This is a genomic window from Mesorhizobium monacense (assembly GCF_056781675.1).
This window is the reverse complement of the sequence record NZ_CM165567.1, coordinates 3,456,805-3,471,933: the sequence shown is the minus strand read 5'-3', so window position 1 is coordinate 3,471,933 and position 15,129 is coordinate 3,456,805. Positions and strand designations below refer to the sequence as shown.

The following is a 15,129-nucleotide window of genomic DNA, read 5'->3' as shown; positions in this document are numbered from 1 at the left end:
GGCCGTGCTCAGCTACCTCTTGCGCAAGCTCCTGCTCGGCGTGCCGGTGCTGTTCGGCGTCACGATCATCGTCTTCGCCATCGCCCATGCCATGCCAGGCGATGCGGTGCTGGCGATGATCACCGCCGAGGCGCCGTCGAGCGAGGAGCTGATCGCCATGCGGCGCGGCGAGCTCGGCCTCGACCAACCGCTCTACATCCAATACCTCGACTGGATCGGCCAGATCCTGCACGGCAATCTCGGCCGCTCCTTCGTCAATGGCCGCAGCGTCGCCGCGATCATCAGCGAACGCCTGCCGATGACGCTGGAACTGATGGGCGTGGCGCTGCTTGCGGCCTTCGTCATCGGCACCACGCTCGGCGTCATCTCGGCGCTCCGGCAATACCGGCTGACCGACTATTCGCTGACGCTGGGCGGCTTCGTCGGCGTGTCGATTCCGGACTTCTTCATGGGCCTGCTCTTGGTCTATGTCTTTGCGCTGGAATTGCGCTGGCTGCCCTCGTCGGGCATCTCGACCGCGGGCGACAGTTTCTCGCTGGCCGACAACCTCAGGCACCTGATCCTGCCGGCGGCGGCACTCGCCCTGTTCCGCGCCGCGATCTTCATGCGCTATGCCCGCGCCGGCATGCTCGAAGTGCTGAACCAGAGCTATATGCGCACCGCCAGGGCCAAGGGGCTGCGGCCCAGCACCATCGTGCTGCGCCACGGCCTGCGCAACGCGCTGATCCCGCTGGTCACGGTCGTCGGCCTCGCTCTGCCGACGCTCTTTGGCGGTTCTGTGGTGATCGAAACCATCTTCCAGTGGCCGGGCATCGGCCTGATGTTCATCGACGCGGTGGTCAACCGGGACAGTCCGGTGATCATGGGCTACGTGCTGATCACCGCTATCATCGTCATGCTGGCCAACCTTGCGACCGACCTTGCCTACAGCGTGCTCGACCCGAGGGTGAGCTATGACTGAGGCCGCCCTTGATACCGGCATTGCCGCCGGCGCCTCGCGCGGCCTGTGGGGCGAGGCGGCGCGCCGCTTCCTGCACCACCGGCTGGCGACGGTCGGGCTGGTGGTGCTCGCCATCATCGTGCTCGCCTGCATTTTTGCGCCGCTGATCGCCCACTACGGGCCGAACGACATCGACCTCAGGGGTCGCAACCAGCCGCCCGCCGGCGTGCATTGGCTCGGCACCGACGGCACCGGGCGCGACATCTTCGCCCGCATCCTCCATGGCGGCCGCATCTCGCTGTCGGTGGGCTTTATCGCGGTGGCGATCTCGGCGGCAATCGGCATCTTCGTCGGCGCCGTCGCCGGCTATTTCGGCGGCAAGGTCGATCTCTTCCTGATGGGGCTGATCGACATGGTGCTGACCTTTCCGCGCCTGGTCATCATCATTGCCTTCGTCGCCGTGGTCGGCCCCAGCATCGTCAACACCATGCTGGTCATCGGCCTGCTCAGTTGGCCCTCCATCGCCCGGCTGACGCGCGGCGAGATTCTTTCGCTGCGCAACCAGGAATTCATCCTCGCCGCGCGCTCGCTCGGCACCTCGCCCCAGGTCATCATCCTCGAACACATCCTGCCCAATGTGCTGAGCCCGATCCTGGTCGCGATCACGCTAGACGTCGCGACCGTCATCCTGCTCGAAGCCTCGCTCTCCTTCCTCGGCCTCGGCGCGCAGGCGCCGGCCGCCAGCTGGGGCAACATGCTGCGCGATGCGCGCACGCTGTCGATCCTGGAGAGCCAGCCCTGGATGTGGATCCCGCCCGGCGCCATGATCGCCATTGCCGTGCTCAGCATCAACTTCGTCGGCGACGGCCTGCGCGATGCGCTCGACCCGCAGCACATCATCGGCGGAGGCGGCAAATGATGCACGCCGATACGCTTGCGCGTGACAAGGTGGAAGCGACCGGGCAGGGGCCATTGCTCGACGTGCAAGGGCTGAGCGTCGCCTTCGGCCCCGAGGGCCGCGCGGTCTATGCCGTCAACGACGTCTCCTTCCAGCTCGCCGAGGGCGAGTTGCTGGCGATCGTCGGCGAGAGCGGCTCCGGCAAGTCGGTCACCGTGCAGACGCTGATGGGGCTGATCCGCAAGCCGCCGGGCCGCGTCACCTCGGGACGCGCGCTTTTCCGTGGCCGCGATCTTCTCGCCATGCCAGACAGCGAGCTGCGCCAGATACGCGGCCGCGACATCGCCATGATCTTCCAGGACCCGATGTCGTCGCTGAACCCGGTGCTGACCATCGGCCTGCAACTGACCGAGGCGCTACGCGAGCACCAGGGGCTTAGCGAAAAGCAAGCCGAGCGCCAGGCACTCGACATGCTGGACCTCGTCGGCATCGCCAACGCGGCGCAGCGCATGCAGGCCTTTCCACACCAGTTCTCGGGCGGGCAATTGCAGCGCATCGGCATTGCCATGGCGCTGGTCTGCAAGCCCTCGATCCTGATCGCCGACGAGCCGACGACGGCGCTCGACGTCACCATCCAGGCGCAGATCGTCGAGCTGGTCGCCCGCCTGCAGAAAGAGCTCGGCATGGCGATCATCTGGATCAGCCATGACCTCAGCCTGGTCGCCGGCCTCGTCGAGCGTGTGGCGGTGATGTATGCCGGCAGCCTCGTCGAGACGGCACCGGTGGAGCGGCTGTTTTCAGCACCCACCCATCCCTATACGATTGGCCTGCTCAACTCGATCCCGTCGCTGACGGCGGCAAACACCCGGCTGGTGCCGATCAAGGGCGCGCCGCCCAACGTTACGCTACCACCGACCTTCTGCGCCTTCGCGCCGCGCTGCGACCATGCCGTCGCCCGCTGCCGCGAGGCAAAGCCGGTGTTGGAGCCGGTCGTACAAGCTCACGCCGCCGCCTGCTGGCGTTGGCGCGAGCTGCAAGGCTTGCCGCGCGCGCCGGAAGCAGTCATGGCGACCGCACGGGAATCCGGCGCCGCGCCAAATGAGCCGCTGCTCGCCGTCTCTGGCCTCAAAGTGCATTTCCCGATCCGCCGCGGCGTGCTCCGCCGCCAGGTCGGCGCGGTGCGCGCCGTCGATGGCGTCAGCTTCGAGGTGATGCGCGGCGAGACGCTGGCGCTGGTCGGCGAAAGCGGCTGCGGCAAGTCGACGACCGGTCGTGCCGTGCTCGGACTCGAACGTCCGAGCGAGGGCGAAATCCGGTTCGAGGGCAAGGACTATGCCGATGCGTCGGGCGAGCGGGCGAAAGAACGCCGCCGCGATATGCAGATGGTGTTCCAGAATCCATTCGGCTCGCTCAATCCGCGCATGACCGTCGGGCGCATCATCGGCGAAGGCCTGCGCGCCCAGAAGATCGGCACCCGCGCCTCGCGCGAGGCGCGCGTCAGCGAGCTGCTGGCGCTGGTCGGTCTGCGCGAGGCGCTGCGCGACCGCTACCCGTTCGAGCTCTCCGGCGGCCAGCGCCAGCGCGTCGGCATCGCCCGCGCGCTCGCCGGAAGCCCTAAATTCATCATCGCCGACGAGCCGATCTCGGCGCTCGACGTCTCCATTCAAGCGCAGATCGTCAACCTGCTCGACGATTTGAAGGCGCGGCTTGGCCTGACCTACCTGTTCATCGGTCACGATCTGTCGATGATCCGCTATCTCAGCGACCGCGTCGCGGTCATGTATCTCGGCCGCATCGTCGAGACCGGCTCAACGGCGGCGGTGTTCGGCAACCCGCTGCATCCCTATACGCGCGCGCTTTTGTCGGCGATCCCGGTGCCCGATCCGAAGGCCGGCGGCACGCGCCGTCGCATCGTGCTTGGCGGCGGCGTGCCCGATCCGTCGAAGCCGCCGTCCGGCTGCCATTTCCATCCGCGCTGCCCGAAGGCGAGCGAGAGCTGCGCCCGGGTGGCGCCCGAGCCGCGCGATTTCGACTCATCCGGCGCCGCGCAGCACATCGTCACCTGCCACCATGCCGGGGAGGCCTAGGCGATGTCTGCGAACCGAAGCCGGCTGCCGGAAAGGACCACGCCGAAACAAGACGATAGAGCCAGATCCGGAATCACTGGATCAGGCTCCGATCTCCCCGACACAGTCCTGAAAGCACCGAGGATCCCAGAATGACCAGAGAGTTGGCGGGCATGTATGCCGCCTTGATGACCGGCCTCAGCGACGCGGGCGAGTTCGACCCGCAGCGCCAGCGCAACATCAACGACTATGTGCTGCGCCAAGGGCTGGCCGGGCTCTATGTCGGCGGCAGCAGCGGTGAATCGGGCCTGCTGACGGTGGACGAATTGTTGGCCCAGCAGGAGCTGGTCGCCGAGAACGCCAAGCCAAGCGGCGCCACGCTGATAGCCCATGTCGGCATGCCCAATCTGCGCGATTCCATTCGCCTGGCGCGGCAGGCCGAGAAGCTGGGCTACCAAGCGCTGTCGGCGCTGCCGCCGCATTCCTACCCGTTCTCCGACGAGGAGGTGTTTGGCTACTACAAGGCGCTGGCGGCGGCGACCGGCTTGCCGCTGATCGTCTACGAGATCCCCTTGCGCACCGGCCGGCCGCTGCCGCTGGCGCTGTTGGTGCGGCTGCTCGATCTCGGCAATGTTATCGGCATCAAATACACTTCCACCGACCTGTTCAAATATTCGCTGCTGCGCAAGCGGCAGCCGCAAAAGCTGTTCTACTACGGCTTCGACGAAATCTACGCCGCCGCCGGCATGCTGGGCACGGAGGGCGGCATCGGCACCACCTACAATCTGCTCGGGCGGCTCTACGTCGCGGTGGACCAGGCGGTGCGCGCCGGCGACCTCACCCGTGCGCGAACCCTGCAGATGGTGTCGCAGGATTTCGTCGAGGCGCTGATGGAAACCGGCGTGCTGCCCGGCATGAAGGCCGCCTTCCGCGTCATCGGCGTCGATTGCGGCCCGACCCGCCCCCCGATGGCACCTGCTGTCGCCGACGCCGAAGGCCACATGCGCGAGGTCCTCGCCCGCCCGGCGATCCGCGAATGGCTGGCTTGAAGGGGGTCTGCGGTCAGCCTGGTGCGTAACGCAGCAGAGTCACGCCCTGGGAAAGGCTTTCGGTGCCAAGCGGCGTCAGCTTAAGCGACAGGCCGGCGTGGAAGTACGGCTTGCCGCCGCCGAGCACGACCGGATGCATGTAGAGCCGGTACTCGTCGATGAGGCTCGATCGTGCCAGATGTGCGGCAAGTTCGGCGCCGCCGACGCCGATCTGGCGGGACAGAGAGGGGAGCACGAAGGATCGCTGCGGAGCGGTATGATTCTTCGGCGCTACGAACTCCGGCCGGTGTTACGGCATTCATCCTGGGGCTATAGTGCGTCCCTCAGAACCCGAAGAACTGCTTGCCCACGAGATAGCAGAGCGCCACGACCGCCAGCGGGAACAGCGCCGGTGCCACCTTGCCGACGGTCGACGACCTTGTCCCGTTCGCGGGAGTATTGGGCTCGGGGTTGTTGAGGTTCTTGGTCATTGGCTCGTGGTCGACAGGTGAAGCATATTAGCTTCTGCTCAACAGCTTAATTTTTGGCAAACGGCCGTCGGCCGACCAACCCACTTGCCCTTACTCGATCTTTCGCCGGAATTTCGAATGGCAGCCCGAACAATCCTGCAGGATGAGATGCAACAGATGCTCCGCCGGCAGCTTGGCCGGATCGGCTTCCGCCGCATTCGGCCGCTTGCCGAGCAGGCTGCCGCCATCCATCGGCAAGCCTGCCCCCATCCGCATCTCGCCGCTGATTTCGGCCGGCGCCTTGTCGGCCTTGGCGGCGAGTGCTGCGGCAAGTCGGCCGATATGGCGGGCGAGCGCCTCGAATTCCGGCCGCGCCTGCTCGATCTCCAGCTTGGCGCCCGATGGCGCCCCCAGAGTGCCCTCGGGAAATTCGGCAAGCAGGGCAGGGCCGGTGCGGGCGCTGAGCGCTGCGGCCGCCGCCCGGAAGCCGGCGGCGTCATAGGCGCGCTTGCCGTCGAACATCTCGGCAACGGTTTTCGCCGCCGCCGCCATCTCCTTCATCGAGGCTTGACGCGCGGCGACGATGGCACTTTCCGCCCCGGCAACCGGTGAGGCGAGCGCGAGCGCCAACACGGCCACTCCAGACGCCGCGCTGGACCTCATGCCTGCACGTCGAGTACGCCCATCATGCCGAGCTGCTCATGCTCGAGGATGTGGCAGTGATACATACGCAGTCCCCGCCGCTCCTGGCGCAGCAGGAGCCGCACCGTCTCGCCGCGCGCCACATTCACAGTGTCCTTCCAGGCAAGATAGGACGGCTTGGAGGTGATGCCGTCGCGCTCGCGCTCGAACACCTGGAACTGCGTGCCGTGGACATGGAACGGGTGGTCCATGTCGGCCTGGTTGACGATCTCCCAGAGCTCGGTCTCACCGGCCTTGGCGACAATGTCGACGCGGGCCATGTCGAAGGCCCTGCCGTTGATCAGGAAGCCCATCTCCATGCCGGTGGCGTTCATCGCCATGGTCTCTGTCAAGACCAGGCGCCGGCTGAGGGCAGGGGCTGGGAGCGGCGCGATCGGCCGCAGCCTCTCGGGCAGCGGCGGGACCGCTTGCGCCGGCGTCTCGGAGACATCGACCGTGAGCAGCGTCAGTCCCGCATCGGCCGGGCGGCCGGGGCCCATCCAGCCGCGATCGTAGCCCAGCGTGTACAAGGTGGTGGGACCGGGCTTGTCGAAGGAGACGACCAACTCGATGCGCTCGGCCGGGCTGAGCAGGATCTCGTCGGCCGCCGCCGGCCTCTCCAGGAGGCCGCCATCCGTTCCGATGATCGTCATCGGCGCGCCATCGAAGGCGAGCTTGAGGAAGCGCGCATTGGTGGCGTTGTAGAGCCGCAAGCGCCGCCTGGCGCCCTTCGCCACCGAAAGCCGCGGGTTCTTCTGGCCGTTGACCAGCACATGGTCGCCGACGCGGCCGTTCATCAGGTCGCTCATGGTGTTGTCGGGCATCGAGCCGTCGGCGGCGAGGCGAAGGTCGGTCAGCACCAGAACCGTATCGCCATAATCGGCCGGAACGGGATCGCCCTTGGACTTGACCACGAAGGCGCCAGCGAGGCCGCGATAGACCTGCTCGGCCGTCTTGCCATGCGGGTGCGGGTGGTACCAGTAGGAGCCGGCGCTGCCTTCCGGCAGGTCGAAGGCGTAGATGCGGTCAGTGCCCGCTGCTACCGGGTCCATCGGGTTGCCGTCCTGGTCGGCAGGCACCGGCATGCCGTGCCAGTGGATGGTGCTGGATTCCTCCCCGATGCGGTTGGCGAAGGTGATCTCGACACGGTCGCCCTCGAATGCCTCGATCAGCGGGCCCGGGCTCTGGCCGTTATAGGCAAGGATCGGCGTGTCCTGTCCCTCGGCAAAACGCGTGACAGCGGGCTCGGCCGTCAGCCTCGCCTTGAACAGCCCGGGACGTCCGCTCTCGTTGGCCAACAGCGGCAATTCGCGCAGCGCCTTGCCCTCGGGCAGCATGGTCGCACCTTGCGACATGGCGCCCATGTCATGGCCGGCGTGACCACTCATGCCGGGCATCGAGTCCATGCTCGACATGTCGTCTAACTTCATCTGCGCCAGCGCGCGCGGGCTCGCCAGAACCGTCGCCAGGCCTGCCGCCAAAAAACCTCGTCGATGCATTTTTCGCTCCTGGATCTCGATGGGAAGGGACGTCGCCTGACACCGTTTCATCACGCTAAGGGTTCCAGTGGCTGGAAGGTCAAGCGCGGGCCGCGCGCGCCAGGACGCACCGGCAAGGCATCACACCCAATATTTCATTAGTGAAATCTAATATGATCGATCCGAATGGCTGTTCCGCGCGGCCGCTCATGCCGGGGTTTCTTGACTCGATCAGCAAAAACGGGCAGCAAGGCAGGTGAGGGAGAGCATTTTTACCATAGCGGAGACTGTGGAGGGCTCTTTTTTCGTATCGACCGCCGTGCAATCGGCGACCGATGGAGGGATTGGTTAACCAACTTTGTCCATCTTTTGATTCAATCGGCAACAGACGCAGGAAGGTGCAGGGGGCACCAGGCGAACTGTAATCGAGACGGATGCCAGGCTCGCAAGCCGGCAAGCCGATTGAGAGTGGTTGTATGGCGTTTGTGCGTTTGAAAGACCGGGGTGACAATCCTGATCGTGGATTGACTTCGAAGAAGCCCGGCCTGCGCTGGGTCGCGGTTCCCGCCGTCGGCGCGGTGATCGCTCTGTGGTCGGTGGCGACCATGGCCGGCCTCGATTCCGTCGGCACCTCGCTCACCGCCGCTTCCAACGGACTGCCGCAAAGCCTGCTTGCGCCAAGAACCATTGCGCTTGCCGATCCGCGCCGGACGCTCGCCTGGGCACCGCAGTTTTCCGCCAACGGCCGGCCGGCTTCCCTGCTCGGCCAGTGCGATGCCGGCTGCCTACGCGCGGCTTCCAGCTTCGCCCATGACGGTAAGATGGCGCGGCTGCAGCCGGCGGCAAAGCCGGACAGGAGCGCGCCGAAGACACCGAATGCCGTCGCGCTTGCCACTCTGCCCGGCGACCGCTTCGACGGCGTGGTGGCGAGGGCAAAACTGTCGCCGCAAAAGCTCGCTGCCGCCTTTGCCCGCGCGCAAAACGGGCCGTTTATGCTGGCGAGCCTGCCATCCGATGCCCGCTTCGCCGAGCCCGTTGTTCGCCTGCCTGACCAGAACGGCCCGGTGTCAGCGCGCTTCGGGCCGCAAGTGGCGGAGATAGAACGCTCGTCGCGCCTGGCCCTTGCGCTGGCCAATGCCATGCCGGAGGCCGCCGATATGTTGTCGCCGCCGCCGTCCGTTGCGCTGGCAGCGCCTGACACGCAGCAGGCCGAGGTTCAGGTAGCCTCGCTGCCGCCACAGGACGAGATGCCGGACGCAATTCCGTTGCCGACTGGCCGGCCGCAGGCGGAGATCGACCAACCGGCCCAATCTCCCAGGATCGAGTCCCCCAAGGCTCGTGCCTCCAAGACAGAGACCGAGGCGCCAAAGGCTCAAGTCCCAAAGGCGCAGGCTACAAAGCCCACCAGGACCCAGTCGGCCAAGGCCGCGGATGTGCCGGCGGCCGAGGCACCCCGCGCGCCGGCCATGTCGCCACGCAGCGCCGAGCACGGGGTCCTGCCGGGCGTGCAAGCCAACCAGGTCGTGCAAGCCAGCCAGGGCAAGCCGGCCAAGCCAGCCAAGCGGTCGAAGGCTCAGGACGGCGAAATGCTGGCCTATGCCAAGCCTGACATGCCCGAGCGCGGCGCAGGCGGCGTGTTCGGCAATTTGTTCACCAGCCGGCCCAGCATGGGCAATGGCGTTGCCGTCTACGACATCTCGGCGGCGACGGTCTACATGCCCGATGGCTCCAAGCTCGAGGCGCATTCGGGGAAGGGCGCCATGGTCGACCAACCGCGCTTCTCCAGCCGCAAGAATTCCGGCCCGACGCCGCCCGACACCTACAATCTGTCGATGCGCGAATCGCGCTTCCACGGCGTCGAGGCCATCCGGCTGACGCCGACCAGCGGCAGGAACAAATATAACCGCAACGGCCTGCTCGCCCATACCTATCTGCTGCGCAACGCCCCAGCCCAATCCAGCGGCTGCGTGGCCTTCAAGGACTATGGCCGCTTCCTCGCTGCCTTCAAGAAGGGCAAGATCAAGCGCCTTGTCGTGGTGCCGCGCATGTCCAAGCCCTTGACGCAGGTCGCCCAGGAAGGCCGCCAGGGCTAGCTGGACATCATTGCGTCATTTCCGCCAGTGCCCGCTGCAGCGGCGCCGGCGAAATTTGGATCGGGCCCGAAAACGGCAGGTCCATGTCCAGGATCAGATAGAGTGCCGAGGCGACAAGTGCTGCCGACACGATGAAGGTGCCGACGACGGTGGCGTTGCGCGGCGACCGGAAGCCGAAGCTCGCGAAGATCAGCGTCAGCCACGCGACGAGCAGCGCGATCAGCGGCGCGGGGATCGCACCTTCCGACTGTTCGATAAGCACCCAGCGTTGCTCGATTACTTTCTGCAGCTGCTGGGTCGCATTCTGCAGCAGGGCCGCATGCCTGGCCTCCGGCGGTGTCAGTGCCGCCAGCATGTCGCCGACCTGGTTGAGCAGCAGCTCGGACAGCCGGTTGGCGACGGCCGGAGTCTGCTGGCTGGGGGAGGTGGCATCGACTACCCGCTGCGCATAGGCGGCGAGCGACTGGCGCGCCGCATCGGTCTCGGGTCCGTATTGCCTGAGCGAGCGGTCGAGCAGGATCAGTTCCGTTGCGAAGGCGTGGACGTTGTGGTCGATGGATTCGAACGTGTTCTTGGCCGAGTTGATCATCAGGCCGAGCACCAGCGACGACATCACCACGAACAGATTGGCGGCATGCCGGACAACGGCGCTCGTGTCGTCCTGGCGATGGTGGCTCGGAAATCTCTCATAGATCATCAGGCTGGTCAGCGAAGCACCGGCCAGGCAGATGAATATCCCCAATCCAATCAGACCCTCCCTCATGGCTGATATTGTGCACGACATTAGGCAAATGTCGCGCTGAATCATTTTGGCAGGACTGGCGGTTACGGCGTTGCGCGAAAAGCGCTTTCAATGCCAGCCGAAGGCACTATGTATGACCGGGGCGGCTCCGGCTTCACACCATCAAGAGGATGTCATGACAATACGCGCTGTCGTCTGGGGCGAGAATATCCATGAGCGCACCAATGAGGTGGTCGCCTCGATCTATCCCGAAGGCATGCACGCCACCATCGCCAAGGCGCTGAACACGGACACAGGCATTTCCGCCTCGACCGCGACGCTGGAGCAGCCCGAGCACGGCCTGCCGGCAGCGCGCCTGGCCGAGACCGACGTGCTGGTCTGGTGGGGCCACAAGGATCATGGCGCGGTCGCCGACGAGGTGGTCGAGCGCGTGGCGCGCCGGGTCTTCGAAGGCATGGGGCTGATCATTCTGCATTCCGGCCATTTCTCCAAGATCTTCAAGCGGCTGATGGGCACGCCCTGCACGCTGAAATGGCGCGAGGCCGGCGAGCGCGAGCGGCTCTGGGTCACCAGCCCGAGCCACCCGATCGCCGCGGGCGCCGGCGAATATTTCGAGCTCGAGAACGAAGAGATGTATGGCGAGCAGTTCGCCGTGCCGGAGCCGCTGGAGACAGTGTTCATCTCCTGGTTCCAAGGTGGCGAGGTGTTCCGCTCGGGGCTGACCTACAGGCGCGGCGCCGGCAACATCTTCTATTTCCGGCCGGGCCACGAGACCTATCCGACCTATCACGATGCCACCGTCCAGAAGGTGCTGCGCAACGCCGTGAAATGGGCGCACAACCCGCAAGGTGCGAAGCCGGCCATCCTCGATGCGCCGAACGTGCCGGTCGACAAGGCGCTGGAGCCGATCGTCGAGCGCGGCGGCAAGCTGCACGCGGCAGGCGAGGCCGGCTTCCGCTGAGCGGTTCTCCCGCCGGCTTGCATCCCTCAATTTCACCCTTAGGCAATTCGCTCGGAGGAGCAAAAATGCGACTTCTGATACTCGGCACCGGCTGGATGGCGCAGGAGCATGCCCGGCAGTTCGGCAAGATAAAGGGCGTCGAAATCGTCGCCGCCGTCGATGTCGACGCGGCCCGCGTCGGCGAATTCGCCGACAGCTTCGGCATCCCCAACCGCTTCGCGTCGCTGGAGGAAGCGCTGAAATGGGGCGCCTTCGACGCGGTCGCCAATGTCACGCCGGACCGCATCCATCATCCGACCACCATGGCGCTGATCGCCGCCGGCAAGCCGGTGCTGTGCGAAAAGCCGCTGGCCGAGAATTTCGGCAAGGCGAACGAGATGGCGGACGCCGCCGAAGCCGCCGGCATCGTCAACATGGTCAACCTGACCTATCGCAATGTCGCAGCACTGCAGAAGGCACGCGCAATGGTGCTTGCAGGCGAGATCGGTACGGTCAGGCATGTCGAGGCGTCCTATCTGCAGAGTTGGCTGGTGTCGAAGCATTGGGGCGACTGGCGCACCGACCCGAAATGGCTGTGGCGCCTGTCCCGCGACCACGGCTCCAACGGCGTGCTCGGCGATGTCGGCATCCACATCCTCGATTTCGCCAGTTACGGTGCCGCCCTCGACATCGACCATGTTTTCTGCCGCCTCAGGGCCTTCGACAAGGCGCCCGGCAACCGCATCGGCGAATACGGGCTCGACGCAAATGACAGCTTCGCCATGACGCTGGATTTCGCCAATGGCGCCTTCGGCGTCGTGCATGCCAGCCGCTGGGCGACCGGCCACTTCAACGAACTGAGGCTGCGCATCTATGGCGACAAGGGCGGCCTCGAAGTCGTGCACAATCTCGAAGGCTCGGAGCTCAAGGCATGCGTCGGCGCCAACATCGAGGCTGCCAAATGGCAGGTGCTCGATGCCGGCACGGTGCCGACCAACTACCAGCGCTTCGTCGACGCGGTGCTGAGCGGCGTCCAGCCCGAGCCGTCCTTCCACCACGCCGCCGAATTGCAGAAGGTGCTGGACCTTGCGGTGGTGTCGGACGAAAAAAGGGCGGAGCTCAGGGCCCACGCGGACACGCAGTGAGGCCGAAACCGCCGATCTCCCCCGCTAGGGGGGAGATTGGATGTCATCGAGGGCTGCCCGCACTTTCCCAACGAATCCAGCCAGCGCCGCATTGCCGGGCGCCGGACGCAATTCTTTCAATCATTTCTTGAAATGGGGACCGGCCGTTTCATGATTTGATGGCGCCTGCGAACATGGGAGGCGTCATTGACCGACTACATCGGACTGCCGAAAGCCGAAGTGCACATCCACGTCGAGGGCTGCTTCGAGGCCGGCGATGTGATCAGGAATTGCGAGGAGGCCGGCATTCCGCTGCGCGCGCCACGCGACAGGCTCTTCGAGGCGCACGATCTGAAGAGCTTCCTCGAAATGCTCGACTGGTTGTGCGGGACGTTCCGGACGCGCGAACAACTGGCCACCACGGCCTACAAGTTTGCGCAGCGCATGGGCAGAAGCGGCGTGCGTTATGCCGACGTCATCGTCAACCCGACGCACTGGCCGCATTGGCACAAAGACATCCCCGGGATGATCGACGCGTTCGATGCGGGTTTCGCGGCCGCCGAGCAGGACGGACACCCGCCGGTTGGGCTTTGCGTCAGCCTGCTTCGCACCCAGTCGGCGGCGGAAGCGATCGGGTTGGTGGAGCTGCTGAGCGGGATCAGGCATCCGCGCGTCGTCGCGCTGTCGATCGACGGCAACGAGGCGGCTGCCGGCCGCACCGGCCCGCGCTTTGCCGAGGCGTTTCGCCGTGCTGCGGCAGTGGGCCTGCGGCGAACCGTTCATGCGGGTGAGTCGAGCGGCCCGGAAGGTGTCCGCGACGCAATCGAACTGCTTGGCGCCGACCGCATCGACCACGGGGTGCGGGCGATCGAGGATCCGGAGCTTGTCGACTTGCTGGCGCAGAAGCAAATTCCGTTGGGCATCTGTCCGATCTCCAACGTGGCGCTCGGCATGTATCCGTCGCTTGCCGAACATCCGATCGACGCCCTGCGCAAGGCCGGTGTTCCGGTCTCGATCAACACCGATGATCCGACGCTGCTCGACACGACTCTCGAAGCATCCTATGCCGCCTGCGCCGAGGCCTTCGCCTGGGACAGCGAAACCATCCGGCAGCTTGCCGCGACATCGGTACGCGCAAGCTATGCCGATCCTGCGGTGAAGGCGCGAATCCTGGCGGATTTGGATGCCTGGCAGGCCTGACAAGTCTGCCTGAGAGGGACCAGTGTCGATCCGTGTCTCGTTGCGCCGGATGCGCCAGGCGCCGAAGCTCCTTGATGAGGCGAAGCTGAACGGCGAGGCGTCCCTTCCGCCACGCCGACGAACCCCATAAGGTCCTTGATCTCGCGTTGCTCTCGGGTGAGAGACGAGCGGAGCAGAAAGGAGCCAGCCATGGTCACGCGTCGCGCGGAATGTTCTTGTGGCCAGCTGTCAGCCACTTGCGTGGGCGAACCGGTGCGCATCTCGGTCTGCCATTGCCTCGACTGCAAGCGGCGCAGCGGCAGCGCCTTCAGCTTCAATGTCCGCTTTGCCGAGGATGGCGTATCGGTCCAGGGACGCTCGGCCGAGTTCACGCGCATCGGCGAAGCCGGCGGCCGCGTCACCTATAATTTCTGCCCGGATTGCGGAACCACGGTGCACTACCGGATCGATGTCCAGCCCGGCGTGATCGCCATCCCCGTCGGCGCCTTCGCCGACCCATCCTTCCCGCCGCCCTTCCAGTCCTTCTATCACGACAGCCGGCGCTGCGAGTGGGTCGAGATCCGCACGGAGCCTCTGGCGACGTTCGGATGAAGCCGCCGGCCGGGTCCGCTTATGGTCAAACCCAATCACTCTGAACGACCGAGTTCGATCCGTTGCGGACGCTACCTCTGTGAACATGAACGAGAAGCCCTGACCCGATGCCGCCGCGACAGCAACTGTGGGGCGATAGGTGCATCAATTCTGAGCGGTTGAGGTCGTCACGCTTTCCGGCCTGAATTCTTCGATAGTGCTCGCGCGTATCCACAGCCATCCGGCCAGCCAGGCGATCGCTGCCGCAAGCGTCATCAGGCCAAGGTCAAGAGCCCACTCCGGCACGAACGCACGGAGCGCGATAGGCACCACGCCAATGAAATAGAGCGCGAGTGGAATGCGCGGTACACCTCTTGCAACGACAAGAGAGATTACAAACGCGAGCGTCCCAAGCAGAAAAAGAACCGAACTGACGACCAGAGCCAGTCCGAGCGGCCCGGCTCGCAGGTCGATGATGGTTGTCAGCGGAAGTTTCGAAAATACGAGATTGATCACCACTTCCACACCTACCAGACTTGCCAGTGCAACGAAGTTGATGACAAACGCGATAGTGCCGAGCAGGCCCACGCGCCGACCAAACGCAAGAAACAAGCCTACGACAAGACCAAGCGCCAATATCTCGGCGACGGGCGCGAGAAGTTGCGTCAGATCGGTGGTCGCGATGAGCGAGCTGCGTTTAGCCGCGTTGACCAGAAGAATAAGCGCGCTTCCCACCCCGGCGACGGCGGCAAGCCGATAGAGCGTGACGCCGGGCACAGCTGCGCTCGACGGAACAGTCGCGAAACTCTCCTTGTGCAGAGGTTCTTCGGCTGCACCCTGGGACGACGTGAATTGCTGACGGCGGGGTTCGGCGTTTCTGGCGAGCATGTTCGTTTCCT

Annotated in this window: 16 protein-coding genes; 10 read left to right on the top strand and 6 right to left on the bottom strand. The window is 65.4% G+C overall.

From position 1 onward, the window contains the following. Positions 1-4: 4 nt before the first annotated feature. The 4 genes from AC1RUK_RS16925 (at position 5) to AC1RUK_RS16910 (ending at position 4,953) form a co-directional block, all read left to right on the top strand. Positions 5-961 carry an ABC transporter permease gene (locus AC1RUK_RS16925; protein WP_481834699.1) on the top strand — a complete coding sequence of 319 codons (957 nt, stop codon included), beginning with the start codon at positions 5-7 and terminating at the stop codon, positions 959-961. Next, positions 954-1,859: an oligopeptide ABC transporter permease gene (gene opp4C / locus AC1RUK_RS16920; protein ID WP_481834700.1), complete on the top strand. Its 906-nt coding sequence runs from the start codon at positions 954-956 to the stop codon at positions 1,857-1,859. Before AC1RUK_RS16925 ends, opp4C begins: the two co-directional genes overlap by 8 nt. After that, positions 1,856-3,925, top strand: a complete 2,070-nt coding sequence (locus tag AC1RUK_RS16915; RefSeq protein ID WP_481840065.1) for an ABC transporter ATP-binding protein — start codon at positions 1,856-1,858, stop codon at positions 3,923-3,925. The genes opp4C and AC1RUK_RS16915 overlap by 4 nt, the downstream gene beginning before the upstream one ends. Positions 3,926-4,056: 131 nt before the next feature. Further along, entirely contained in the window at positions 4,057-4,953 is an 897-nt protein-coding gene (locus AC1RUK_RS16910) for a dihydrodipicolinate synthase family protein (RefSeq protein ID WP_481834702.1), read from the top strand. A gap of 13 nt (positions 4,954-4,966) precedes the next feature. Here AC1RUK_RS16910 and AC1RUK_RS16905 read toward each other — a convergent pair whose 3' ends face one another. The 4 genes from AC1RUK_RS16905 to AC1RUK_RS16890 form a co-directional block, all read right to left on the bottom strand. Then, complete coding sequence (locus AC1RUK_RS16905; protein WP_481834703.1) at positions 4,967-5,188, bottom strand: dihydrofolate reductase family protein; 222 nt, start codon at positions 5,186-5,188, stop codon at positions 4,967-4,969. An 88-nt stretch (positions 5,189-5,276) separates the two neighbouring features. Further along, positions 5,277-5,423, bottom strand: coding sequence for a hypothetical protein (locus tag AC1RUK_RS16900; RefSeq protein ID WP_481834704.1), 147 nt, complete (start codon positions 5,421-5,423; stop codon positions 5,277-5,279). A gap of 90 nt (positions 5,424-5,513) precedes the next feature. After that, positions 5,514-6,035 (bottom strand): cytochrome c, encoded by a 522-nt coding sequence (locus tag AC1RUK_RS16895; protein WP_481834705.1) that lies wholly within the window; start codon positions 6,033-6,035, stop codon positions 5,514-5,516. A 26-nt stretch (positions 6,036-6,061) separates the two neighbouring features. Continuing rightward, complete coding sequence (locus AC1RUK_RS16890) at positions 6,062-7,582, bottom strand: multicopper oxidase family protein (RefSeq protein WP_481834706.1); 1,521 nt, start codon at positions 7,580-7,582, stop codon at positions 6,062-6,064. A gap of 503 nt (positions 7,583-8,085) precedes the next feature. Here AC1RUK_RS16890 and AC1RUK_RS16885 point away from each other — a divergent pair. Further along, positions 8,086-9,654: a DUF2778 domain-containing protein gene (locus tag AC1RUK_RS16885; RefSeq protein WP_481840064.1), complete on the top strand. Its 1,569-nt coding sequence runs from the start codon at positions 8,086-8,088 to the stop codon at positions 9,652-9,654. Positions 9,655-9,661: 7 nt separating this feature from the next. On the opposite strand, the gene AC1RUK_RS16880 is transcribed toward AC1RUK_RS16885, so the two are convergent. Further along, the gene (locus AC1RUK_RS16880) at positions 9,662-10,417 is read right to left on the bottom strand and encodes a bestrophin-like domain (protein WP_481834708.1); all 756 of its coding nucleotides are present in this window, start codon (positions 10,415-10,417) and stop codon (positions 9,662-9,664) included. A 154-nt stretch (positions 10,418-10,571) separates the two neighbouring features. On the opposite strand from AC1RUK_RS16880, the gene AC1RUK_RS16875 reads away from it, so the two are divergent. The 5 genes from AC1RUK_RS16875 to AC1RUK_RS16855 all read left to right on the top strand — a co-directional run bounded on the left by AC1RUK_RS16875 (position 10,572) and on the right by AC1RUK_RS16855 (position 14,251). Continuing rightward, positions 10,572-11,357 (top strand): ThuA domain-containing protein, encoded by a 786-nt coding sequence (locus AC1RUK_RS16875; protein ID WP_481834709.1) that lies wholly within the window; start codon positions 10,572-10,574, stop codon positions 11,355-11,357. Positions 11,358-11,422: 65 nt separating this feature from the next. Continuing rightward, on the top strand, positions 11,423-12,481 hold the full coding sequence (locus AC1RUK_RS16870; protein ID WP_481834710.1) for a Gfo/Idh/MocA family protein: 1,059 nt from the start codon (positions 11,423-11,425) through the stop codon (positions 12,479-12,481). A 36-nt stretch (positions 12,482-12,517) separates the two neighbouring features. Next, complete coding sequence (locus AC1RUK_RS16865) at positions 12,518-12,640, top strand: hypothetical protein (RefSeq protein ID WP_481834711.1); 123 nt, start codon at positions 12,518-12,520, stop codon at positions 12,638-12,640. 27 nt (positions 12,641-12,667) lie between these two features. Further along, complete coding sequence (gene add, locus AC1RUK_RS16860; RefSeq protein ID WP_481834712.1) at positions 12,668-13,660, top strand: adenosine deaminase; 993 nt, start codon at positions 12,668-12,670, stop codon at positions 13,658-13,660. A gap of 189 nt (positions 13,661-13,849) precedes the next feature. Next, positions 13,850-14,251 (top strand): GFA family protein, encoded by a 402-nt coding sequence (locus AC1RUK_RS16855; protein ID WP_481834713.1) that lies wholly within the window; start codon positions 13,850-13,852, stop codon positions 14,249-14,251. Positions 14,252-14,395: 144 nt separating this feature from the next. On the opposite strand, the gene AC1RUK_RS16850 is transcribed toward AC1RUK_RS16855, so the two are convergent. Then, positions 14,396-15,118, bottom strand: coding sequence for a hypothetical protein (locus AC1RUK_RS16850; protein WP_481834714.1), 723 nt, complete (start codon positions 15,116-15,118; stop codon positions 14,396-14,398). Positions 15,119-15,129: the final 11 nt, after the last annotated feature.

What these genes read in the sequence shown, in the direction of transcription:
- AC1RUK_RS16870 (WP_481834710.1), top strand. Translation starts at nt 11,423, where the DNA reads ATGCGACTTCTGATACTCGGCACCGGCTGGATGGCGCAGGAGCATGCC.
- AC1RUK_RS16900 (WP_481834704.1), bottom strand. Translation starts at nt 5,423, where the DNA reads ATGACCAAGAACCTCAACAACCCCGAGCCCAATACTCCCGCGAACGGG.
- AC1RUK_RS16890 (WP_481834706.1), bottom strand. Translation starts at nt 7,582, where the DNA reads ATGCATCGACGAGGTTTTTTGGCGGCAGGCCTGGCGACGGTTCTGGCG.
- AC1RUK_RS16850 (WP_481834714.1), bottom strand. Translation starts at nt 15,118, where the DNA reads ATGCTCGCCAGAAACGCCGAACCCCGCCGTCAGCAATTCACGTCGTCC.
- AC1RUK_RS16880 (WP_481834708.1), bottom strand. Translation starts at nt 10,417, where the DNA reads ATGAGGGAGGGTCTGATTGGATTGGGGATATTCATCTGCCTGGCCGGT.
- AC1RUK_RS16915 (WP_481840065.1), top strand. Translation starts at nt 1,856, where the DNA reads ATGATGCACGCCGATACGCTTGCGCGTGACAAGGTGGAAGCGACCGGG.
- opp4C (WP_481834700.1), top strand. Translation starts at nt 954, where the DNA reads ATGACTGAGGCCGCCCTTGATACCGGCATTGCCGCCGGCGCCTCGCGC.
- AC1RUK_RS16910 (WP_481834702.1), top strand. Translation starts at nt 4,057, where the DNA reads ATGACCAGAGAGTTGGCGGGCATGTATGCCGCCTTGATGACCGGCCTC.
- AC1RUK_RS16875 (WP_481834709.1), top strand. Translation starts at nt 10,572, where the DNA reads ATGACAATACGCGCTGTCGTCTGGGGCGAGAATATCCATGAGCGCACC.
- AC1RUK_RS16855 (WP_481834713.1), top strand. Translation starts at nt 13,850, where the DNA reads ATGGTCACGCGTCGCGCGGAATGTTCTTGTGGCCAGCTGTCAGCCACT.